This is a genomic window from Micromonospora sp. SL4-19, assembly GCF_047921475.1.
Taxonomy (GTDB): Bacteria; Actinomycetota; Actinomycetes; order Mycobacteriales; family Micromonosporaceae; genus Micromonospora.
Genome location: NZ_JBLROB010000003.1, coordinates 116,073 through 138,592, shown reverse-complemented (window position 1 = coordinate 138,592; position 22,520 = coordinate 116,073). Strand labels below are relative to the sequence as shown.

The following is a 22,520-nucleotide window of genomic DNA, read 5'->3' as shown; positions in this document are numbered from 1 at the left end:
ATCCGTCCCGCGACCGTGACGACGAGAGGGGTGCAAATGGTCGACGGAGTGCTCTTCGTCTGCCACGCCAACATGTGCCGGTCCCCGATGGCGGAGTACATCGCCCGCCGACTCCTCGCCGACCTGCCGGTCAGCCTGGAGAGCGCGGGGACCGACGCCGTCGACGGGGCGCCCATGCATCCGTACGCGATCGACGTCGCGGCCGGGACCGGCGCGGACCCGGCCGCCTTCCGCACCCGGCGGCTGCGTCCCGAACACCTGACCGGAGCCACGCTGGTGCTGACCGCGACCCGGCGACAACGCTCCGTCTGCACGGCGCTGGCTCCGGCAGCGCTGCACCGGACCTTCACACTGCGCCAGTTCGGCCGGCTGGCCGCCGCGGCCGAGGTGACCGGGGCGCCCGGCCGGTCGCCGCTGCGCACCGCGGTCATCGCCGCCGCCCGCGCCCGGGGGCGGCTGCAACCCGCCGCCCCCGCCGCGGACGACCTGCGCGATCCGATCGGTGGCTCACCCGCCGACTTCCGGCGCTGCGCCGAGGAGATCGAGCGGTCCATCCGACCCGTGTTGGCACTCATCGGGACAGCCGGCTGAGTTCCTGGGTCCGGTCGCCGGCCATGGCGGGCTCACCGCGCCGGGCGGCGCCGGCCCGGTCGGCGGGCACGGACCGCGAGGCCTGCGGCACGACCACCTTGTACGCCTCGTACTGGTGGGCGTCCGCCTTGGCGACCTTGGCCATGTTCAGCACGCACCCGAGCAGGCGTACCGAGACCGACTGCAGCGCACGGGCCGCGGCGGCCACCTGGCTGCGCGAGGTACGCCCCTGCTGGGTGACCAGCAACGCGCCGTCGGCCTGCACGGCCACCACCACCCCGTCGGTGACGGCGAGCAGCGGCGCGGTGTCGATGACCACGATGTCCGCCGACTCCCGCAACGCCACCAGCAGGTCCGCCATCGCCTTGGAACCGAGCAGCTCGCTGGGATTGGGCGGGGTCGCGCCGCTGGGGAGCACGAGCAGCGACTTGCCGCCCCACCGCTGCACCACGTCGCCGACGTGGACGTCGCCCACCAGCACGTCGGTGAGGCCCACCCCGCCGTCGAGACCGAGGTAGTCGGCGACCTTGGGGCGGCGAAGGTCAGCGTCGATGAGCAGCACCCGCCAGCCCGCCTCGGCCAGCGCGATCGCGGTGTTGCACGCCATGGTGGTCTTCCCCTCGCCCTGGAGGGCGCTGGTGACCGCGATGACCCGGGCCGGCTCGTGCACGTCGACGAAGCGCAGGTTGGTCCGGAGCTTGCGGACCGCCTCGGCCCGCGCCGAGTTGGCCGCCTCACCGACGATCAGCGGGGCCGCCTTGGCGCCGGCCTCGTACGGGACCTCGCCGAGCAGTGGGCTGCCGGTGACCCGCTGGAGCGCGACCGCGTCCCGCATCCGGACGTCGGCCAGCCCGCGCAGCACGGCCAGCACCGCCCCGGCCAGGAGGCCCACCAGCCCGCCGAGCACCAGGTTCTTCACCGGCTGCGGCGACACCGGGCTGGTGGTCACCCGGGGCCCGCTCACCACCTCGAGCTTGATCGTGGACGAACTGCCGCCCGGCGGCGTCTCCACCCGCTGCACCATCTCGACGAACTTCGCCGAGAGCGCCTCGGTGGTCTTGAGTGCCCGGGTCCGGTCGGTGTCGGTGAAGGTGGCCTTCAGCAGGACGGTGTCGGCCTCGGTGGAGGTGCTGATCCGGCCCTGCACCTGGTTCGCGGTCAGACCGAGCGGGCTCTCCTCCACCACGCTCTGTGCCAGCCGGTCGCTGGTGAGCAGGTCGGCGTAGGACTTCACCCGCTGCTGGAGGACGAGGCCGGTCTGGGACGCGTCGGTGCCCTGGCCCGGAGTGGTGACGAAGAAGGTCACCGAGGCCTGGTATCGGGCCGGGGTGCGGACCGTCACCAGGGCGGCGATCCCCAGGGCCAGCATCACGGTGATCAGGACGATCCACCAGTGCCGGCGGATCAGGCGCGGGTAGCTGAGACCATCCATCACGTTCCCCCTCGCGATACGCCGATCAGCAGTTGAACCTGCACGAAACCCCCCTAGAACGCCCAGAACGCCCAATATGCGTGGCAGGATCGAAAACACCTAAAACAGTGCGGTACGCACGCATACGAATGTAATCGACCGAAGACACACAGATGGTCTAAATCCTGCCATTTCTGGATCCGATGTGAAGGGCAACCGTGGTATCGCGGGGCCACCGCCACCGAAGACGGCGAATGACCCCATCACCCGGTCACCCGACGCGCGACCACCCTGTCTCTGTTAACGCCGGACACCGCCGGGTGGTGCGGCGGATTCCCGGGCTGTTCGGGCGCCGACGAGACGGGCCTCCGGCCGCTGCACCCGCTCGTCTCGCACGTCCGCCTGCCGGCGCTTCTGCAACGGCACGCCGACTCGGATAGGGTTGGCGACGGTGTGCCGGGAAGTCTGGTCGGCGATCTTGTCGACGACCCGACCCCGAGGTGACACCGCATGGCCGACCGCACCCCGTCGTCCCCCCGTCAGCGTCTTCTTGTCCGCCGGTCCTGGGCAGAGGCGCGCTTCCTGGCCGACGTGCTGCGTACCGAGACGGTCGGTGGGGGCCTGCTGCTGCTCGGCGCGGTCATCGCCCTGGTCTGGGCCAACTCGCCCTGGCGCACCGTGTACGCCGCACTCGGCGACTGGGTGCCGTGGCCCGGCGGCGCGCCGCTCCACCTCGACCTCAGCCTGGCGGCCTGGACCGCGGACGGGCTGCTGGCGATCTTCTTCTTCGTGGTCGGTCTGGAGCTCAAGCGCGAGTTCGTCGCCGGAGACCTGCGCGATCCCCGGCGGGCGGCGCTGCCGGTGGTGGCCGCGCTGGGTGGCATGCTGCTACCCGCCCTGTGCTACCTCGCGGTGACCCTCGCCGCGGGCGGGGCGGGGCTACGCGGTTGGGCCGTCCCCACCGCCACCGACATCGCGTTCGCGCTGGCCGTGCTGGCCGTGGTCAGCTCCCACCTGCCGCAGGGCCTACGCGCGTTCCTGCTCACCCTCGCGGTGGTCGACGACCTCTTCGCGATCGTCATCATCGCGGTCTTCTACACCGCCGCACTCCACCCGCTGCCGCTGCTCGGGGCCCTCGCGCCGATCGCCGTCTTCGCCCTGCTGGTGCGGCGGCGCCGGACCTGGTGGTGGGCGCTCATCCCGCTCGCCGTGCTCGCCTGGGTCCTGGTGCACGCCTCCGGGGTGCACGCGACGGTCGCCGGGGTGCTGCTCGGCTTCACCGTCCCGGTGCGGCCCGCGCGGCGCGGCGAGCCGGGCCTGGCCGAGCGGCTGGAGCACCGCTGGCGGCCGGTCTCGGCCGGCCTGGCGGTGCCGGTCTTCGCGTTCTTCGCCGCCGGCGTGTCACTGGTCGACGTGGACCTGGCCGGCGTGTTCACCGACCCGGTGGTGCTCGGGGTGGTCGCCGGCCTGGTGCTCGGCAAGACCGTCGGCGTGTTCGGCTCGACGGTGCTGCTCGCCCGGTTCACCCGGGCCGAGGTCGACGAGGACATCACCTGGGCGGACCTGTTCGGGCTGGCGCTGCTGGCCGGCATCGGCTTCACCGTGTCGCTGCTCATCGGCGAGCTGGCCTTCGGGGCCGGCAGCCCCGAGGACGACCGGGTGAAGGTCGCGGTCCTGGTCGGCTCGCTGGTCTCCGCCGGGCTCGCCGCGACGGTGCTGGTGCGGCGCAACCGGGTCTACCGGCGGATCTCGGAGCGGGAGAACCGGGACTCCGACGGCGACGGCGTGCCGGACGTCTACCAGGAGGAGTCCGGGTAGCCCGGCCGAGATCACTCCCGATGCTCGCTGGCGCGCACCTCCTCCTCGGTCTCCTCGGGCCCCATGGTCTCCTCCTCCGTCGCCTCGACGTACGGCTCCATGAGGTCGTCGGCCGGCACCACGATCGCGTCGACCCGGTCCTGCTCGTCGGCACGGCCGCCGGGCGGCGGCTCGGGAGCGGTCGTCTCGCCGGCGAAGCCGTACTCGTTGGGTTCGTCGTGCCTGGCCATGCGCTGGACCTCCCGGTCGTCCCTAAGGTTCCCTCTCCTGTCGCTCACGCTAGGCGGTGATCCGCCGCGGCGCGGCGCAGACGTTCATACCCGGAGGCGGCCTCCGCGCACACCGCGGCGGGGGCCGCCGACGCGACCATTCGGGACGATCGCGCCGGCGGACACGCCGCGGACCGGCTCAGGTGAGCTTGGTGACCGCCTCGAGGATCAGCCAGAGGCCGGAGATGGCGAAGAGGATCGCCGCGCCGTACCGGATGGCCTTCTCCGGCAGGTGCCGGCCGAGCAGCCGGCCCACCATGATCGCCAGCGCGTCGGCGGCCACCATCCCGATCGTCGAGCCGAGCCAGGTGCCGAACCAGCCGTACTTGGTGGCCAGGGTGATGGTGGCCAGCATGGTCTTGTCGCCCAGTTCGGCCAGGAAGAAGGCGACACCGACGGTGATGATCGCGGATCTGCTGCTCTTCTCGGCCTTGCGCTTCTCCTCCTCGGTGAGCTTGTCGCCGCGCAGGGTCCACGCACCGAAACCGAGGAACGCCAGACCGGCGATGAGCGAGATCCACGTGGTGGGCAGCGCGGCGTGGAGTCCGTAGCCGATCGCCACCGACGCCAGGTGCACGACCGCGGTCGCGACGGTGATTCCGATGAGCACCGGTACGGGCTTGAACCGCGTGGCGAACGTCAGGGCCATGAGCTGGGACTTGTCGCCCAGCTCGGCGACGAAGATGACGCCGAAGCTGATCACCAGCGCGACGAGGAAACCGTCCATGTGAACCTTCCCGATCAAGCCGGGAGGAGGTACGGGGCGCCCTCGACCCGGCTGCGACAGCCTGAGTCGAAGGTCTCGCCCGCCCCGGTGACCGGGGCCGCGTGGCCGGATGCGGACGCATCAGTATGTCGACCACGACATTGGGGGCTACTCCCCTTCGCGCCGCCCAGCCTAGCCCACCACGCCGGGCGGGCGCCCCGCGGGTGAACCGCCTCACCTGCCCGCGCTGCGGCCTGGTCAGTCGGCCCGGGCGAGGGTGACGCCGAACAGGCCGTCCGGGTCGGTCCAGAACGCGTGCCGGTCGAACCCGGTGGCCGCGAGCTCCGCCGCGATCCCCTGCGGACGGAACTTCGCCGAGATCTCCGTGCGCAGCTCCTCGCCGGCGGCGAACTCGACCTCCAGGTCCAGCACGTGCACCCGGGTCGGGCGCTCGGCGCGCAGCCGCATCTCGATCCACTCGTGCTCCGGATCCCAGACAGCCACGTGGGCGAAGGCCGCCGGGTCGAAGTCCGCGCCCAGCTTCCGGTTGATCACGCCGAGCACGTTGCGGTTGAACTCGGCGGTGACCCCGGCCTCGTCGTCGTACGCCGGCACGATCACCTTCGGGTCCTTGACCAGGTCGGTGCCGATCAGCAGCCAGTCGCCCGTCTCCAGGGCGGCGCGCATGGCGGTGAGGAACTCGGTCCGCTCCACCGGCAGCAGGTTGCCGATGGTGCCGCCGAGGAACACCACCAGCCGTCGGCCGCCCGTGGGCAGCCGGTCCAACTGCCGGGTGAAGTCGCCGACGATGCCGCGTACCCGCAGCCCCGGGTATTCGGCGGCGATCTGCTCGGTGGACCGGCGCAGCGCGCTGATCGAGACGTCCAGCGGCACGAACGTGCCCAACTCGCCGTGGCGGGTGAGGGCGTCGAGCAGCAGCCGGGTCTTCTCCGACGAGCCGGAGCCCAGCTCGATCAGCGTCTTCGCGCCGGTCAGCTCGGCGATCTCGTCGGAGTGCTCGGCCAGCACGGCCCGCTCGGCCCAGCTGCGCGCTCGACCTGGGTACGCCCCCGGTCGCCCCCGACCGGGTGGACCCGTACGACCCAGGTCGTACGCCGGCTCAGCCACCCGGCGTTATCAGGCCGCTCTCGTACGCCAGCACCACGGCCTGCACCCGGTCGCGGAGCTGGAGCTTGGCCAGGATCCGGCCGACGTGGGTCTTCACGGTCGCCTCCGCGACGTGCACCCGGGAGGCGATCTCCGCATTGGACAGCCCCTGCGCCACCAGCAGCAGAATCTCCTGCTCCCGCTCGGTGAGCTGGGCGAGCCGCGGATCCTCGGTGGGGCCCGGGCCGAGCTGGCCGGCGAACCGGTCCAGCAGCCGCCGGGTGATCGACGGTGCCACCACCGAGTCGCCCTCGGCGACCACCCGAATCGCGGCGAGCAACTCCTCCGGCGGCACGTTCTTGAGCAGGAAGCCGCTGGCCCCCGCCCGCAGCGCCGCGAACGCGTCCGCCTCGGTGTCGAAGGTGGTGAGCACCAGCACCCGGGGACGCCCGGCGGACGGTCTGGCGCAGATCCGCCGGGTCGCCTCCACCCCGTCCATGGTGGGCATCCGCAGGTCCATCACCACCACGTCGGCCTCGACCCGGTCGAGAACCCGCAACGCGTCGGCGCCGTCGATCGCCTCGCCCACCACCGCCAGGTCCGCCTGGGAGTCGAGCACCATGCGGAATCCGGCGCGGACCAGTGCCTGGTCGTCGACGATCACCACGCGGACGGTCACGCCGCCACCTCCTCCTCCGTACCGGGCACCGACGGTAACGGCAGTCGCGCCTCGACCCGCCATCCCCCGGCCAGCCTGGGACCGGCGGTGAGGCTGCCGTCGTACACCCCGACCCGCTCGCGCATGCCGAGCAGGCCGTGCCCGCCGGACGGCGCCGGCCGGACCACCGGCCGGCCGCGCCCGTCGTCCACGGCCCGGACCACGACGGTGGTCGCGGACCAGTCCAGGCTCAGCTCGACCGACGCGCCCACCCCGGCGTGCTTGAGCGCGTTGGTCAGCGACTCCTGCACCACCCGGTAGACGGTCAACTCCAGGCCCGGCGGCAGGGGCGCCGGTTCGCCGGTGGCGGCGCAGGTGATCCGCAGACCGGCGGCGCGGAACCGGTCGAGCAGGGCGGGCAGTTCGACCAGCGCCGGCCGGCGGTGCGCCGGCTCGGCGGAGAGGCCGTCGCCGGGCTCCGCGGGCGCATCCGGCACGGCCACCGGCGCCGGCCGGCTCGGCTCCCGTAGTACGCCCACCAGCCGGCGCATCTCCTCCAGCGCCTGGCGGCCGGTGTCGGCCACCACCTTGGCCGCCTCGCGGGCGGTGGCCGGATCCCGGTCGATGGTGAACCGGATCCCGTCGGCCTGCACGATCATCACGGCCATGCTGTGCGCGACCACGTCGTGCAGCTCACGGGCGATCCGGGTCCGCTCCTCGGCCACCGCCGCCCTGGATTCCGCCTCCCGCTCCCGTTCCAGCGTGGCGGCCCGCTCCTCCAGGCTCAGCACGTAGAACCGGCGGGTCCGCACGTTCAGCCCCATCAGCCACACCGCGCCGGTGATCAGCCCGAACCAGATCGCGCTGGCCCACCACACCGCCGGCCCAGGCATCTGGAGCGCGGCGAGCACCACGCCGACCGCGGCGACCAGCCCGGCGATCACCCCGTCGCGGAGCCGGTCGGCGTACTTGACCACGCTGTAGAGGGCGATCAGCACGGCGACGTCGTAGCCCAGCGGGCCCCAACTGAGGACAACCTGGAGCAGTGCCAGCGCGCCCACGACCGCCGCCACCGCCGACGGGTGGGTACGCCGGAACAGGAGGACCACGGCCATCGCGACCCCGACCAGGGTGGCCGTCCAGCCACCGGGCTGGGCGACCCCGCCGGCGACGGCGAAGAGCGCCACGAACCCGGAAACGGCCGCGTCGAAGGCAACGCTGCGTAGCGGGCGGCCGAAGATGATGCGGTCCACGGTCACCCAGCGTACGGGGTGTCCGACCATCGATGCTTACCGCTGCTGCCGAGGAAGCTCCGCTCGGCTGGCTCAGCTCATCGGCAGTCGGTAGGCGCGCTCGCCGCCACCGGCGGGGGCCAGCCGCACTTCGCCGCTGCGCAGGCCGTAGGCCACGGACCAGCGGGTGTGCGCCTGCCGCACCGAGTCGAGGAGCCGCAGCGCCGTCGAGCCGTCCACCGCCCCGCCTGACCGGTCCAGCGCCTCGGCCAGTACCCCGTACCGGTGGTCCCGGCGCAGGTCGCTGTCGGCCACGCCGACGGCCGGCACGTTGGTCAACGCCTGCCACGCCCCCCGGCCCTTCTCCGCGCGCATGGTGCCGTCGACGAACTCGATCACCGCCGAGGTCCCGGCCGCGTCGGCGAGCAGGTAGTGCAGGGGCGGCCCGCCGTCGAAGTCCAGGTTGTAGCGCCCGAACACGGCGATCGCCTCGTCAACGGTGGCCGCCTCGTCCAGCACCAGCCGCAGGATGCGCACCGAGCCGACCGTCGGACGCCCGGCCACCGGTCGTGCCGTCGCCCCGTCGTCGGCCGCCAGCCCCACCGCGAGGCCACGCTCGTTCATCCCGTCGAACGGCAGCAGCGGCGCGTTGAGCAGGCGGCGATCCCCGGCCGGGTCGGCACCGACCCCCAGGTACGAGATGTCCACCAGGGAGATGGAGGCGTACCCGTCGGGCGGGTCGGTGCGCAGCACCAGGGCCGGGTTGGGGTCCCAGTCGAAGTTGCGGGCGAACAGCGGACGGCTCCGGTCGCCGAACGCGGCGAACAGCGAGCAGCCGAACGGGCTCGCCTCGGGAGTGCCGGAGACGCCGACGGTCGGGTCGTAGTCCCCGACGTAGGTCATCTCGTACAGCGGCAGGTCGTCGACCTTGCGGAGGCTCGCGAGGGTCCGCTCGACCTGGCCGGCGTCCTGCCGAGAGGCGGTCGGCGGGCCGGCCGGGGACGACGCCGGGGTGCGCTGGCCGGCTGCGCAGCCGGTGCCGACGAGCAGCAGGGCGAGACCGGTGGCGAGCAGGGTCCTCCGCATGGGGCGACGCTAGAAGAGGCAGCGACGATTGTCCATCGGATCAGCGGACGGGAAGGCGCGCCGGTTGCGCGTCACGCCCCGCTCGCCCGGCTCCGGGGACGCGCGACGAGGAACATGAAACAGCCGTAAACCACGTTGCGGCTGTGCAGGCGGTCCACCGCCGGGTCGACGAGCAGTTCGGAGATGACGCCCTCCGGGTCGCCGCCGTCGTGGAGCCGGCCGCCCACGATCCGGCCCCGGTGGTCGTACGCCCGCAGCACCTGAGGCCGCCCCCGCCAGTCGGCCGGGTACCCCGTCCCGCCGTCGGGGCCGGGGCAGTCGGCGTCGTGGGCGAAGACCGGCCCCACCTCGCGATACGGTCCGGCTGGGATCGGCGGGGCGTACCCGAAGAGCAGCAGCGGCTCACCTGCCGTGGCGTCGCGCAGGCAGCAGCGCAGCGGCTCGCCGCCGGCGGCGACGAGCCGCTCCGGGGGCTGCCCGGACGCGTCGAGGCCGGTGCGCCGCACCTCGGCCAGCACCTCGGTCGGCATCGGCTGGATCAGGTACCCGATTCGCGTCGTCATGCGCCCAGCCTGGCCCGAGTGCGGGGTGGGCGCTGGCGGCGATCGGACCTCGCGTTCTCGCTGCCAGCCACCCTCGGCCCGTCCCGTCAGCGGCGCGAGACCGGGATCTGGAGCTCCGTGACGCCCTTCTCCGGCTCCCGGCCGAGAACGGCGAATTCTCCGGTGAACATGGCCCCCTCACGCTCGTCCCTGACGCGGTGTCAGAGTCAAGCGCGCCGGACCACCGGCCCGGCTCAGCCGGGCAGCGGTGCCTCGTCCCCGCCACGGGTACGGCGCGGGTTGACCAGCCGGCGGACCATCGGCAACGCGTTCCACCGCGCCGCGCCGACCAGGTCGCGGGCGTGCTCCAGCACGGTGTAGTCGGGCCGGGCCAGCCCGTCGGCGATCGCCCGGTCCAGGTCGTTGCCGCAGCGGGTGAGCACGCTGTCGAAGTCCCGGCGGACCGGTTCCAGCAGGTCGTAGCCGAAGGACCGGTGCAGGCGGGCGAAGAACGGCTTGTAGAGCCGGGCCCGCTCGTGCAGCCCCGACGAGTACGACATCGGATTCTTCGGCCGCCGCCGGACGTAGTCGGGCAGCACGTCGGCGAAGGCCCGCCGGAGGATCCACTTGTCCTCTCCGTCGCGCATCTTCAGGTCCAGCGGGATGCGCATGGCCAGTTCGACCACGTTCAGGTCGAGGAACGGCACCCGGGCCTCGACCCCGTGGCCCATGCTGGCCCGGTCCACCCGCTGCAACTCCGTGCGACCGAGGTTACGGATCTTGTGAAGGAAGAGCCGCCGGGACCGGTCCGGGCCGACCTGCTGGTACATCGGGTAGCCGCCGAAGAGCTCGTCCGAGCCGTCACCGGTGAGCACCACCTTGATCCCGAGTTCCCGCAGCCGCTGGAAGATCGGCACCGAGACGACCGCGTTGATGATGTCGCCGTACTCGGTCAGTTCGGAGATCCGGATCGCCTCGCGGATCTCGGCCAGCCGGATGTCGCGCGGGCACAGCTCGACCACCTCGTGCGGCACACCCAGGTCCTTGGCGAGCCGCCGCGCGTACGCCACGTCCGGGCTGTCCGAGACGCCGACGGTGACCGCCACGCAGTCGGGGTGCATCTGCCGTGCCTGCAGCAACGCGAGCGAGCTGTCCAGGCCGCCGGAGAGGACCACACCGACGGTGAGGTCGGTGTTCAGCCGCACCCGGATGCTGTCGGTGAGCGCGACCCGGACGAGCAGGGCGGCCTCGTCCGGGTCGTCGACCACCGGCAGCCCGGCGCCGAGGCCGAGCAGGTCCACGTGCGGGCGCAGCCGGACCGAACCGTCGGGCTCGGCCCAGCCGTGGTGGCCGGACGGGACCTCGCTGATCGGGGCGCCGTGCCCGACCAGCGCCTTGACCTCGGAGGCGAGGTGCAGGCAACCCGGGCCGCGGGCCCAGTAGAGGGGCTTCACTCCGAGCGGGTCGCGGGCCAGGTACGCCCGGCCGGTGGCCTGCTCCACCACCACGAAGGCGTACTCGCCGCGCAGCCGGTGCACCGCCTCCTCGCCCCAGTGCCGGAAGGCGGTGAGCACCACCTCGGTGTCGCTGACGCTGCGAAAGTCGTATCCGAGCCGGGTGAGCTCCGCGCGCAGCTCATGGTGGTTGAAGACCTCGCCGTTGAAGCAGAGCAGGTGGCGTTCGTCGGGCGAGACCCAGGGTTGCACCGCCCGGTCGCGGTCCACGATCCCCAGCCGTCGTGCGCCGGCGAGCAGGCCGTTCTCCTGCCGGGTCTCGGTGACCTCACCACGGGGCGCGAGCACGGTGAGCATCCGCCGGAAGGTGGCCGGGTCGGCGTTCGGGCCGATGCTCAGCGCGATCCCACACATGCTCCTCACACCCCCATCTCGGCCTCGTACGCCCGCCGGAGCCGGCGACGGGCGGCCGGCGCGAGACAGACGTGCCAGACCTGCCCCTCGTCGACCACGTTGATCTCGCCGGCCTCCTGCCGGGCCAGCAGCAGGTCGGCGAGCGTGTCCCGGACGCCGAAGCGGCGGAACCAGGCCATCTCCAGGTCGGCCGCCCAGCCGAGGCAGTGTGCGCTGGGCACCATCGCGGCGTACCCGAGGCGGCGCAGCCTGTGCTGGTGCTCGGCGCTGCGCGCCAGGCTGGTCGCCCAGAGCGGCGGGGTGGCCGGCGGGGTCGCCCTGGCGAACTCCCGGCCGATGTCGTTGAGCAGAGCCACGACCTCGCGGCGGGCCCGGCGGAACATCAGCCCGGCGGTGCGCGGGGTGGCGTCGGGCAGCAGCCGCCGTCGGAGCGCGCGAAGGCCACGCCCGAGCACGGTCGCCGACTGCCCCTGATAGCGGAAGGCGATCAGTCCGCGCCGGCGCAGCCACTCCAGGTCGACCAGGTCGGTGCTGGTGTCGACCTGCTGGTCGGTGCGGAACGTCGGGGTGTCCCGCCACCACATCACGTCGATGCGGGACAGCAGGTAGATCCGGACCAGCGCGGTGAGGTCGTGCGCCGAGCTGCGGGCGTTGGGGTGGTAGCGGGCCATCTCCAGCAGCAGGGTCTCCCGGGCGCCGATGAATCCCTGCGGGGTGGCGTCGAGGACGGCGGCGATGGCCGGCTCCCGCAGCCGCTGGTCCAGCAGCACCTGGCGGGCGATGGTCGACGGGGCGTCCGCCAGGGCGCCCACCTCGATCAGCAGCTCCGCCACCGCCGCGCGGTACGCGGCCAGGTCCGGCGCGTCGGGGGCCGGACGGCGGTCGGCGGCCGAGGGCAGTCGGGTCGGGGCGGTGGACGCGCCGGCGGGACCAGGTTGCTGGCCGCGGCTTCGGCTGGGCACTCGCATCGGGTCCCCTCTCCTGGCAGGACACGGCGTGATTGAGGCTGAACACACCGTAACCACCAGGATCGGCGGCTCCCCGAACAATTCTCCTATCTCCCCTAAAGAGAGATGAGTTGCCTCATCCGGAGCACTCGGCCCCGAACCGCCCGGTCAGCTCCTGCACCCATCCGTACGAGGGGGCGTGGGGCAGGTCGACGTCCCGGCCGGCACGGAGAGCGTCGGCGACGTCCAGCGCCGCGCCGAGGGCGGCCCGGAACAGCAGGGAGCCGGTGCTTACCCGGGCCACCCCGAGCCGGCCCAACTCGGCCAGGCTCAGACCACCGGGCCGGTGCAGCACGTTCAGCGGGCGCCCCGACTCGGCCGCCAGCAGCCCGATCGTGTCGTCCGGGGCTCCGGGGACGAACAGGCCGTCGGCGCCCGCCTCCCGGTACGCCCGGAGCCGCCGCACGGCCTCCTCCCGCGGCCCCGGCACACCCAGCCACCAGGCGTCGGTGCGGGCGTTGACGAACAGCCCCGGCACGGCCGCCTTCACCGCAGCGATCTTGGCGGCCGCCAGCTCCGGCGGCGCGAGCGTCCCATCCGGGCGACCGTCCTCCAGGTTCACCCCGACCACGCCGAGCGCGGCCAACTCGGCGACGTAGTCGGCCACCGCCGCCGGGTGGTCGCTGAAGCCGCCCTCGACGTCGACGGTGAGCAGCACGGGCAAATCCCGCAGCCGCCGGGCGAGGTCGATGTTCTCGGCCCGGGTGGCCCCGGCCGCGTCCGGCTTCCCAGCCGCCGCGGCGATCCCGAGGCTGGTGGTGCCGATCGCCGGGTGGCCGCGGGCCGCCAGGGCGGCGGCGGAGGCGTGGTCCCAGGCGTTGGGCAGCAGCAACGGCCGGCCCGGCCGGTGCAGGGCCTGGAATGCGGTGGCGCGGCCGGTCATCTGACGGTCACCTCGATGCTGGTCGGGACGCGCAGGGTGGGGTGCGGCGCGTACCCGACGGGGGTGTCGGTCGGGCGGCAACGGCGGCGCAGCACGTCGACCACCCCGGCGGCCAGGGCCAGCGCGTGCCGCTCGCCCGGGCAGCCCCGTGGCCCGGCACCGAAGGTCAGCGATCCGCCGCGCCGGCCGGGCAGGAAGCGGCCCGGCTCGACGAAGGCGGCCGGGTCGCGGTTGGCCGCATCGAAGCGGAGCAGCAGCGGGGCGTCCGGGCCGATCTCCCGCTCGCCCAGGCGCAGCGCCCCGGTGGTGATCCGGCGGGTGGCGCGAACCGGCGGGTCGAGGCGGAGCAACTCGGCGAGCAGTTCATGCGTGGACACCGCCGCCGGCACCGCGCGCAGGTGCCGGGCGGCCCCGCCGATCAGCCCGGCGGTGGCGTCGCAGGCCTGGACGAGCAGCCCGATCCGGTTCGCGGCGACCTCCGGCGGCGCCGGAGGTGCCATCGCCAGCAGCGCGGCCACCGCCGTGTCGGCGCGTGCCACCGCCGTCGGGCCCGCGCCCGGGTGGTAGGCCGCCGCCACCGCCGCCACCGCGGGCCCGGCCACCGTTGGGTCGGCCAGTCCGAGCCGCGCCGCCAACACCGCCAGGGGTACGCGCCGCGCCAGCCGATCCATCACGTCGATCCGACTGACAGCCTGCTCGAGTTCGGTTTCGGTGAGCCGGGCCGCGTCCTCCCGCAACTCCTCCGGATCGAGGCGGGCCAGCGCGGTGACCCCGATCGCCCGGCGGGCCGGGTGCCGGTCCGGGCCGCTGAACCGGCTGACCGTCCCGCGCAGCCAGGCGAGCGTGCCGGCCGGGCCGCCGGCCGAGACCGGCACCACGCACCGCGGATCGGTCAGTACCTCGACCACGTCGGCGTGCCGGGTGACCACCCAGCCGTCATCGACTGGTACGGGCGGCCCGCAGGCCGGCGTGTCGGGCGGGACGGGGATGGACGGCTGGCTCATCGCCCGACCGTAGGGCCGGTTTCCTTCGGTCCCGACCGAACCGTCCCCCGAGCGGCGTCCACCCCCACACCGGTTGCCACCGTCCACTGACCCGACGCCACCCCGGCACCAACGCGGCCTGGGCCACTCCCACCTCGTCGAGGTGGAGCCCGTCGACGACGGTCAGGCGCGGTGGGCGGCAGCATCGCGGGGCGGGGCCAGGTCCGCCGCGTCGACGCCGAGGGCGGCGGCGAGGGCGGGGCGACCGGCCGGGGTGACCCGGATCGCGCGACCGGTGCCGCGTACGGTCCAGCCGAGGTCGAGGAATCGACCGCAGAGGGCCGCGCCGAGCGCTCCGGCCAGGTGTGGGCGGCGCTCGGTCCAGTCCAGGCAGTCCCGGACCAGCGGGCGCCGGGCCGCGCGCAGCGGTTCGACCGACACCCCCAGCTCCGCGAGCCACGCCACCCCGTGCGGGGTGAGGGCGAGCCCACCCGTCCGGTCCAGCACACCCTGATCGAGCAGCGCGTCGTGCAGCAGCACGCCGAGCCGGCCGGCCAGGTGGTCGTAGCAGGTCCGGGCGTAGGCCAGGGCGGCGCCGGCCGACGCGGCGCGCAACGTGCGGGGCGGCGCCGGCGGGGCGGGAGCGTGTCCGGCCAGATCCTCGATGAGCTGAGCCACCGACGGGCCGGCGAGGCGGACGTACCGGTGCCGGCCCTGCCGCTCCTCGACCAGAAGCCCGCCGCGCACCAGTCGGGTGAGATGGTCACTGGCGGTGGAGGGCGCCACCCCGGCGGCGCGGGCCAGCTCGCCCGCCGTCCAGGCCCGCCCGTCCAGCAGGGCCAGGCAGAAGCCGGCCCGGGTCCGGTCGGCGAGCAGTGCGGCGAGCCCGGCGAGCGAGTGGCCGTCGGTGCTGGTGGCGGTCATGTGCCCATGCTGGCACGCGGACGGTTCGGCACCGGCCGACCGGTGTGGCAGCTCAGCCACCGCCGGGCGGCCCCGGGTCGGGTCAGTCGCTTGGGGGCGGGCACGCGGGGACCAGGTCGCTGACCGTCCGGGTCTCGCTGTCGCAGCTGCGCGCCGCGACGAACTCGCCGGCCGGCCGGTCGACGCCGGCCACCGCCCGGGCCTTGCGGCGGTCGGCGTCCCCGAACCGCAGCGCCAGGCTCAGGTGCGGAATCCAGCGCCCGGGCAGGTGCCAGGGGCGCGGGCCGGGCGCCTCGGCGAGCACGTCCCAGACCGCGCCGTGCAGGGCGACCAACTGCGGCGCGGGCCGGACCAGCCAGACCAGCGGGGCGCTGCCGTCGAGCACCGCCACGCGGTCGAGGCGGACCGGCAGGGGCAGCGCCGCGTCGCAGAGGTCGGCGAGGCGCTGCTGGGCCCCGGGCGGGAACTCGTCGACCGAGGCGAGGGTCAGGTGCGGCCGATTGGTGGGGTGGACGTTGCGCGCCAGGCTGGGCAGCCCGGCGAAGGCCAGCCGGTGCCAGGCCGCCCGAACCGCCTCATCGAGCTCCGGCGAGCAGAGCAGTTCGACCGTACGCACGCCGTCAGGCTAGCCGTCAGTGGTGTGCCGCGCCGTCCCGCGGGGAATGCGCACCGGATGAACGCGCTGACCGAGACCGATGAACGCCACCTGCGCCTGGCCATCGCGCTGGCCGCCGTCGCCCGGGACGCGGGGGACGGCCCGTTCGGCTCGTTGCTGGTCGACGCCGACGGGCGGGTGCTGGCCGAGGAGGTCAACACCGAGCGCAGCGACGACGACATCACCGCGCACCCGGAACTGAAGCTGGCCCGTTGGGCGGCGCGCCACCTGAGCGCCGACGCCGCCGCGGTCGCCACGATGTACACGAGCTGCCAGCCGTGCGGCATGTGCACGACGGCGATCGAGCGTTCCGGCCTGGGCCGGGTGGTGTACGCGCTCAGTACCGAGCAGTTGCTGGCCCTGCGTCCGGCACCGGCGCACACTCCCGTGGCGTACGCCGGGCCGGCGCTGCTCGCCGAGGCCCGGGTGCCGGTCGAGGCGGGCTGACCGCCCGCCGGGGGCGCAGAAACGTGGCCCGGTCGACGGTTGTGCCGGTCGCCGCGACGGCCCGTCGGCGGTGATGAAAGGCTTGACGCATGAGTTCCGCACCAACCCCGACCGACTCGCCCATCCCCGTCGACGCCGACGAGGCGACCGCCTTCGCGGATCTCGGGCTGCGCGCCGAGTTGCTGGGCGCGCTGGCCGCGCTCGGCTACGAGGAGCCGACCCCGATCCAACGGGAGGCGATCCCGCCGTTGCTCGCCGGCCAGGACCTGCTGGGGCAGGCGGCGACCGGTACGGGCAAGACCGCCGCCTTCGCCCTGCCGCTGTTGCAGCGGATGCCCGACGGCCAGCGGGGCGGGGACCCGGCATCGCTGGTGCTGGTGCCCACCCGGGAGCTGGCGGTGCAGGTCTCCGAGGCGTTCCACCGGTACGGCAAGGAGCTGGGTGCCCGGGTCCTGCCGATCTACGGCGGCCAGCCGATCGGCCGCCAGCTGCGCGCCCTCGACCTGGGCGTGGACGTGGTGGTGGCGACGCCGGGCCGGGCGCTGGATCACATCGCCCGGGGCACCCTACGGTTGGGTTCGCTGACCACGGTGGTGCTGGACGAGGCGGACGAGATGCTCGACATGGGCTTCGCCGAGGACATCGAGGCGATCCTGGAGCACGCCCCCGCCGACCGGCAGACGGTGCTCTTCTCGGCGACCATGCCGGCGCGGATCGACGGGCTGGCCCGCCAGCACCTGACCGACCCGGTCCGCATCCAGATCGAACGCGAGCGGCCGGTGGCCGGCGAGGCGCCCCGGGTGCGGCAGAGCGCGTACATCGTGGCGCGGGCGCACAAGCCGGCGGCGCTGGGCCGGGTGCTGGACGTCGAGTCGCCGACCGCGGCAATCGTGTTCTGCCGCAGCCGGGAGGAGGTGGACCGGCTCACCGAGACGATGAACGGCCGGGGCTACCGGGCCGAGGCGCTGCACGGCGGGATGAGCCAGGAGCAGCGGGACCGGGTCATGGGCCGGCTGCGGGCGGGTACCGCCGACCTGTTGGTGGCCACCGACGTGGCGGCCCGCGGCCTGGACGTCGAGCAGCTCACGCACGTGGTCAACTACGACGTCCCGTCGGCCCCCGAGTCGTACGTGCACCGGATCGGCCGGGTGGGTCGGGCCGGCCGGGAGGGGGTGGCGATCACCCTGGCCGAGCCGCGCGAGCACCGGATGCTCAAGACCATCGAGCGGGTCACCGGCCAGCGGATCACCGTCGACAGGATCCCCACGGTGGCGGACCTGCGGACCCGGCGGCTGGAGCTGACCCAGGCGGCGCTGCGGGAGTCGCTGCTCGAGGACGACCTGGAGCCGTTCCGGGCGATCGTGGAGTCGCTGACCGACGAGTTCGACCTGATGGAGGTCGCGCTCGCCGCGGTGAAGCTGGCCCACGAGGCGACCCTCCCCGGCACGGCCGACGAGGAGGAGGAGATCCCGCAGGTCGCGGTCCGTCCGCCCCGGGAGGTGCGGGGGCACGAGGGCCGGGACCGGCGCGGAGGCGGCCGCCCGCGCGCGGGCGGTACGACGCAGGTCTTCATCGGGCTGGGCCGGCGCGCCGGCGTCCGACCGCAGGATCTGGTCGGGGCGATCACCGGGGAGACCCGGGTCAGCGGGCGGGACATCGGCTCGATCGAGATCGCCGACCGGTTCTCCCTGGTGGAGGTCCCGGCCGGGGTCGCGGACGAGGTGATCCGGGGGCTGCGGGGCAGCACCATCAAGGGCCGCAAGGCGACCGTACGCCTCGACCGCGGCGACCAGCGCTGATCCGTCGCGCCTGTCCGCGGCCAAGCCAGGGCAGCGGCCCCTGCCACCCGGTAGGGCGCCAGGGGCCGCTGCCGGCCGGCGCGTGACTGTTCGGTCCGCTCCGGCTGAGCACTCAGGCGGCGGTGAGGCTCGGACCGCCGAGGGTTCCCGCGTCGACGTCGGCCGGGCGCAGCGCCAGGGCGAGCACGTCGGCGACGTCGGCGAGGGTGTGGATGGTCAGCGCCTCGCGTACCTCGGCGGGGAGGTCGTCGAGGTCCGGCTCGTTGCGCTTGGGGATGATCACCTCGGTCAGGCCGGCCCGGTGGGCGGCGAGCAGCTTCTGCTTGACGCCCCCGATGGGCAGCACGCGGCCGGAGAGGGTGACCTCGCCGGTCATCCCGAACTCGGGGCGGACCGGGCGGCCGCTGGCCAGCGAGGCGAGGGCGGTGACCATGGTGATGCCGGCGCTGGGGCCGTCCTTGGGCACCGCGCCCGCCGGGACGTGCAGGTGGATCCGCCGCCCGGCGAGGGCGTTCGGGTCCAGCCCGAGCCGCCGCCCGTTCGACCGCAGGTACGACAGGGCGATGTGCGCGGACTCCTTCATCACGTCGCCGAGCTGGCCGGTCAGGGTCAGCCCCGGCTCGCCCTCCATGCTGGTCGCCTCGATGAAGAGCACGTCGCCGCCGGCGCCGGTGACCGCCAGTCCGGTGGCCACCCCGGGCACCGCCGTCCGCTCCGCCGACTCCGGGGTGAACTTGGGCCGGCCCAGGTAGCGGACCAGGTCCTCGACGTCCACCCGGACCGGCGCCGGGTCGGACGCCAGCGCGACGGCCACCTTGCGCAGGATCTTCGCCAGGGCCCGTTCGAGCTGCCGGACGCCGGCCTCCCGGGTGTACTCCCCGGCGATCCGGGCCAGGGCCTGGTCGGCCACGGCCACCTCGTCGGCGGTCAGGCCGGCCCGCTCCCGCTGCCGGGGCAGCAGGTGGTCCCGGGCGATGGCCACCTTCTCGTCCTCGGTGTAGCCGTCCAGGGTGACCAGCTCCATCCGGTCCAGCAGCGGGCCGGGGATGGCCTCCACCACGTTGGCGGTGGCCAGGAACAGCACGTCGGACAGGTCGAGGTCGACCTCGAGGTAGTGGTCGCGGAAGGTGTGGTTCTGCGCCGGGTCGAGCACCTCCAGCAGGGCCGCGGCCGGGTCGCCGGCGTAGCCGGCGGCCAGCTTGTCGACCTCGTCGAGGAGCACGACCGGGTTCATCGAGCCGGCCTCGCGCAGCGCGCGGACGATCCGGCCGGGCAGCGCGCCGACGTAGGTGCGCCGGTGGCCGCGGATCTCCGCCTCGTCGCGGACGCCGCCGAGGGAGACCCGGACGAAGTTGCGGCCCAGCGCCCGGGCGACGGACTCACCGAGGCTGGTCTTGCCGACGCCGGGCGGGCCGGCGAGGGCGAGCACGGCGCCGGAGCCACGGCCGCCGACCACCCCGAGGTTGCGCTCCGCGCGCCGGTTGCGCACCGCCAGATACTCCAGGATGCGGTCCTTCACGTCGGCCAGGCCGGCGTGGTCGGCGTCGAGCACCGCACGGGCCGCGGCCAGGTCGGTGTTGTCCTCGGTACGCGTGTTCCACGGCATCTCGAGGACCGTGTCGAGCCAGGTACGGATCCAGCCCGCCTCCGGGGAGGCGTCGCTGGCCCGCTCCAACTTGCCGACCTCGCGCAGGGCTGCCTCGCGGACCTTCTCGGGCAGGTCGGCGGACTCGACGCGGGACCGGTAGTCGGCGGAGCCGTCGGGCTCGTCCTCGTCCAGCTCCTTGCGGATCGCGGCGAGCTGTTGGCGGAGCAGGAACTCCCGCTGGGACTTCTCCAGCCCCTCCCGCACGTCGTTGTTGATCCGCTCGGTGACCTCCTGCTCGGCCAGGTGGTCCTTCACCCAGCCGACCAGCAGTTCCAGCCGGGCGGTGACGTCGGGAGCCGTGAGCAGCTCGGTCTTCTGCGCCAGGCTGAGCCAGGGCGCGTAGCCGGCCGCGTCGGCCAGCTCGGAGAGGTCGGTCATCCGCTCCATGGCGTCGATGACCTGCCAGGCGCCGCGCTGCTGGAGAACGGAGGTCATCAGCGCGCGGTACTCGCGGGCGAGTTCCCGGGCTCTGCCGGCCGGGGCGGGTTCGTCGAGCTCGGTCGCCTCGACCCAGAGCGCGGCCCCCGGTCCGGGCACGCCGGAACCGATCCGAGCCCGGGCGAGGCCGCGGACCACCGCGGCGGGCTCGCCGCTGGGCAGCCGGCCCACCTTCTCGATGGTGGCGATCACGCCGACGGAGCCGTACTCGCCGTCGATGCGGGGCACGGCGAGAAGCTTCTTGTCGCCGCTGGCGCGGGCCGCGTCGACCGCGGCCTGGGTGGTGGGGTCGAGGGTCACCGGGATGACCATGCCGGGCAGCAGCACGGCGTCGGTCAGAGGAAGTACCGGAAGAAGAGTTGCCATCGAACACCTGCTATCGCGTTGAGTTGAGCGTGTCAGACTCAAGTAACAGAGCGTTCCCCTTGTTCCGCGCTGTGACCCACGCCACAGTCCTGGCGCCGTCGAGGGCGATGCACAGCGCGCCGGCCCGCCATTCCGGTGGCCGATTAGCCGACTCGCCGAATGGCGAACGGCGGGTATTGTTGCGAATTTGCCGCGCCATACGTCAAACTCTTGGCCAGACGTCGCCCGACACAGGGAGCAATGGCAATGGCAAGGAAAGTAATCACCGTTCTGACCGACGACCTCGACGGCGGAAAGGCGGATCGGACCGTCGAGTTCGGCCTGGACGGCGTGGCGTACACGATCGACGTCTCCGACGAGAACGCCGGCGTCCTGCGCAAGGCGCTGGACCCGTACATCAACGCTGGCAGGCGAATCGGTCGTGGACCGGTGGACAGCGGGCGCACGGCGCGTCGGACGGTCCGCCCGGCAACCTCCGGAATGGACCGTGAGCAGAACCGCGCCATCCGGGAATGGGCCGCGAAGAACGGCTACGAGATTTCCGAGCGGGGCCGCATCCCGGTCTCGGTGGTGGAGGCGTACAAGAACCGTTGAGCCGTCCTGGTTCACCGTCGGGCACACCGGGGTCACGCTGAGAAATCGGCGTGGCCCCGGTTGGCTTTTTCCGGCGTTCACAATTTTCCACCGCCCGGGAGCGCCGGCATCCGGCACCCACGGTGAGCAGTGAGCGGCACCACCATGATCACCCCGCGACCGGTCCGCGTCTTACCCCTGGGTTGTAATGACCAGCACGGCGAGAGGTCATTACGCGTACGACGCTCCGGGGGTGGCGATGGCGAGCTGGTGGGGACAGACCGCGGGTGGGTTGCCGCGCACGTTCTGGTATCTCTGGACCGCCACGCTGATCAACCGGCTGGGCAGCTTCGTCGCCATCTACCTCGGCGTCTACCTGGTCTCCGTGCGCCACCTCGACCCGTCGTACGCCGGCGTGGTGATCGGGTTGCACGGCGCCGGCAGCGCGCTCGGCACGCTGCTCGGCGGCATCGTCGCGGACCGCTGGGGGCGGCGGCCGGCGATGCTGGTCGGCAACGTCGCCGCCGCGGCCACCGCGCTCGGGCTGGGACTGACCGGCCGCCCGGTCGCCCTCGCGGCGCTCACCCTGACCCTCGGGCTCTTCCTCGGCGTCGCCCGGCCGGCCTTCACCGCCACCATCATCGACGTCGTCGGCGACCGCGACCGGCTGCGAGCGCTGACCCTGAACTACTGGGCGATCAACATCGGGTTCTCGGTGGCCGCCACCGTGGCCGGCGTGCTGATCCGCGCCGACCCGCTGCTGCTCTTCGTGATCAACGCGGCCGTGCTGCTCGGCACCGCCGCCCTGATCGCGGTCAAGGTGCCGGAGTCCCGGCCCGCGCCGGCAGCCGTCGGGCACCGCGGCCGGGCGGACGGGGGCGGCCTCGGCACGGTGCTGCGCGACCGCGTCTTCCTCACCTTCACCGCGCTGACCGGCCTGATCTGGCTCTGCATCGAGGCGAACGCCATGCTGCCGGTGGCGTTGCAGGCCGACGGGCTGCCCGCGTCGGCGTACGGGCCGATCATCGCGGTGAACGGGCTGATGATCGTGGCGGGCCAGTTGTTCGTGCCCCGGCTGATCGCCCGCTTCGACCGCTCCCGCACCGTCGCGGTGGCGGCGGTCGTGATCGGCGGCGGGTTCGCGGTCACCGCGATGGCCGACACCGTCCTGTGCTACGGCCTCGGCGTGCTGGTCTGGACGCTCGGCGAGATGCTGATGACGCCCGCCAACTCGGCCCTCACCGCCGATCTCTCCCCTGCCGCGCAACGCGGCCGCTACCAGGGCGTCTACTCGCTGGGGTACGCCTTCGCCAGCTTCGCCGGCCCGACCGTGGGCGGCCTGGTCACCGAACGGTTCGGCGACACCGTGCTCTGGCTCGGGCTGGGCGGGCTGGCCCTGCTGGTGGCGTTGGGCAACCTGCTCACGGGCCCGGCGCGCACCCGACGGATCGAGGGGCTACGGGTGCCCAGGCCGGAGCCGGCCCGACCGGTGCCCGCGGCGGTGTGACG

The 22,520-nt window shown here is 73.7% G+C and carries 20 protein-coding genes and 1 pseudogene; 6 read left to right on the top strand and 15 right to left on the bottom strand.

Features of this window, described 5'->3' with window-relative positions:
• Nucleotides 1-36: 36 nt before the first annotated feature.
• Complete coding sequence (locus ACNAVT_RS06615; RefSeq protein ID WP_416293824.1) at nt 37-591, top strand: low molecular weight phosphatase family protein; 555 nt, start codon at nt 37-39, stop codon at nt 589-591.
• Here ACNAVT_RS06615 and ACNAVT_RS06610 read toward each other — a convergent pair.
• The gene (locus ACNAVT_RS06610; protein ID WP_416293822.1) at nt 572-2,023 is read right to left on the bottom strand and encodes a polysaccharide biosynthesis tyrosine autokinase; all 1,452 of its coding nucleotides are present in this window, start codon (nt 2,021-2,023) and stop codon (nt 572-574) included. The genes ACNAVT_RS06615 and ACNAVT_RS06610 overlap by 20 nt on opposite strands.
• Before the next feature lie 489 nt (nt 2,024-2,512).
• On the opposite strand from ACNAVT_RS06610, the gene nhaA reads away from it, so the two are divergent.
• A complete protein-coding gene (gene nhaA, locus ACNAVT_RS06605) occupies nt 2,513-3,820 on the top strand; it encodes a Na+/H+ antiporter NhaA (protein ID WP_416293820.1) in 1,308 nt (435 codons plus the stop codon).
• Nucleotides 3,821-3,831: 11 nt separating this feature from the next.
• On the opposite strand, the gene ACNAVT_RS06600 is transcribed toward nhaA, so the two are convergent.
• From ACNAVT_RS06600 to ACNAVT_RS06540, 13 genes and pseudogenes are all read right to left on the bottom strand, one after another.
• A complete protein-coding gene (locus ACNAVT_RS06600) occupies nt 3,832-4,050 on the bottom strand; it encodes a hypothetical protein (protein WP_416293818.1) in 219 nt (72 codons plus the stop codon).
• Between the two features lie 178 nt (nt 4,051-4,228).
• Complete coding sequence (locus tag ACNAVT_RS06595) at nt 4,229-4,816, bottom strand: TMEM165/GDT1 family protein (RefSeq protein ID WP_416293816.1); 588 nt, start codon at nt 4,814-4,816, stop codon at nt 4,229-4,231.
• Between the two features lie 237 nt (nt 4,817-5,053).
• Nucleotides 5,054-5,836 (bottom strand): annotated as a pseudogene (egtD, locus tag ACNAVT_RS06590) (L-histidine N(alpha)-methyltransferase); the annotation flags it as partial.
• A gap of 79 nt (nt 5,837-5,915) precedes the next feature.
• A complete protein-coding gene (locus tag ACNAVT_RS06585; protein WP_416293815.1) occupies nt 5,916-6,581 on the bottom strand; it encodes a response regulator in 666 nt (221 codons plus the stop codon).
• Complete coding sequence (locus ACNAVT_RS06580; protein ID WP_416293813.1) at nt 6,578-7,819, bottom strand: sensor histidine kinase; 1,242 nt, start codon at nt 7,817-7,819, stop codon at nt 6,578-6,580. Before ACNAVT_RS06580 ends, ACNAVT_RS06585 begins: the two co-directional genes overlap by 4 nt.
• A 66-nt stretch (nt 7,820-7,885) precedes the next feature.
• A complete protein-coding gene (locus tag ACNAVT_RS06575) occupies nt 7,886-8,878 on the bottom strand; it encodes a carcinine hydrolase/isopenicillin-N N-acyltransferase family protein (RefSeq protein ID WP_416293811.1) in 993 nt (330 codons plus the stop codon).
• 71 nt (nt 8,879-8,949) lie between these two features.
• Nucleotides 8,950-9,441, bottom strand: coding sequence for a DUF1203 domain-containing protein (locus ACNAVT_RS06570; RefSeq protein ID WP_416293809.1), 492 nt, complete (start codon nt 9,439-9,441; stop codon nt 8,950-8,952).
• Nucleotides 9,442-9,674: 233 nt separating this feature from the next.
• On the bottom strand, nt 9,675-11,288 hold the full coding sequence (locus ACNAVT_RS06565; protein WP_416293807.1) for an asparagine synthetase B family protein: 1,614 nt from the start codon (nt 11,286-11,288) through the stop codon (nt 9,675-9,677).
• A gap of 5 nt (nt 11,289-11,293) precedes the next feature.
• Nucleotides 11,294-12,256, bottom strand: coding sequence for a hypothetical protein (locus ACNAVT_RS06560; RefSeq protein WP_416293806.1), 963 nt, complete (start codon nt 12,254-12,256; stop codon nt 11,294-11,296).
• Between the two features lie 115 nt (nt 12,257-12,371).
• Entirely contained in the window at nt 12,372-13,178 is an 807-nt protein-coding gene (locus tag ACNAVT_RS06555; protein WP_416293804.1) for an isocitrate lyase/PEP mutase family protein, read from the bottom strand.
• Complete coding sequence (locus ACNAVT_RS06550; protein WP_416293802.1) at nt 13,175-14,182, bottom strand: cytochrome P450; 1,008 nt, start codon at nt 14,180-14,182, stop codon at nt 13,175-13,177. Before ACNAVT_RS06550 ends, ACNAVT_RS06555 begins: the two co-directional genes overlap by 4 nt.
• A gap of 162 nt (nt 14,183-14,344) precedes the next feature.
• Nucleotides 14,345-15,085, bottom strand: coding sequence for an ArsR/SmtB family transcription factor (locus tag ACNAVT_RS06545; RefSeq protein ID WP_416293800.1), 741 nt, complete (start codon nt 15,083-15,085; stop codon nt 14,345-14,347).
• Between the two features lie 82 nt (nt 15,086-15,167).
• Nucleotides 15,168-15,701 (bottom strand): 2'-5' RNA ligase family protein, encoded by a 534-nt coding sequence (locus ACNAVT_RS06540; RefSeq protein ID WP_416293799.1) that lies wholly within the window; start codon nt 15,699-15,701, stop codon nt 15,168-15,170.
• A gap of 57 nt (nt 15,702-15,758) precedes the next feature.
• On the opposite strand from ACNAVT_RS06540, the gene ACNAVT_RS06535 reads away from it, so the two are divergent.
• Together ACNAVT_RS06535 and ACNAVT_RS06530 are read left to right on the top strand one after the other, a co-directional pair.
• Nucleotides 15,759-16,187: a nucleoside deaminase gene (locus ACNAVT_RS06535; RefSeq protein ID WP_416293797.1), complete on the top strand. Its 429-nt coding sequence runs from the start codon at nt 15,759-15,761 to the stop codon at nt 16,185-16,187.
• A gap of 89 nt (nt 16,188-16,276) precedes the next feature.
• A complete protein-coding gene (locus tag ACNAVT_RS06530) occupies nt 16,277-17,986 on the top strand; it encodes a DEAD/DEAH box helicase (protein WP_416293795.1) in 1,710 nt (569 codons plus the stop codon).
• 112 nt (nt 17,987-18,098) lie between these two features.
• On the opposite strand, the gene lon is transcribed toward ACNAVT_RS06530, so the two are convergent.
• The gene (gene lon / locus ACNAVT_RS06525) at nt 18,099-20,438 is read right to left on the bottom strand and encodes an endopeptidase La (protein WP_416293793.1); all 2,340 of its coding nucleotides are present in this window, start codon (nt 20,436-20,438) and stop codon (nt 18,099-18,101) included.
• Nucleotides 20,439-20,684: 246 nt separating this feature from the next.
• Between lon and ACNAVT_RS06520 the strand changes: the two genes are divergently transcribed.
• Together ACNAVT_RS06520 and ACNAVT_RS06515 are read left to right on the top strand one after the other, a co-directional pair.
• Nucleotides 20,685-21,032 carry a histone-like nucleoid-structuring protein Lsr2 gene (locus tag ACNAVT_RS06520; RefSeq protein ID WP_416293791.1) on the top strand — a complete coding sequence of 116 codons (348 nt, stop codon included), beginning with the start codon at nt 20,685-20,687 and terminating at the stop codon, nt 21,030-21,032.
• 187 nt (nt 21,033-21,219) lie between these two features.
• On the top strand, nt 21,220-22,518 hold the full coding sequence (locus ACNAVT_RS06515; RefSeq protein ID WP_416293789.1) for an MDR family MFS transporter: 1,299 nt from the start codon (nt 21,220-21,222) through the stop codon (nt 22,516-22,518).
• The last annotated feature ends 2 nt before the right edge of the window (nt 22,519-22,520 follow it).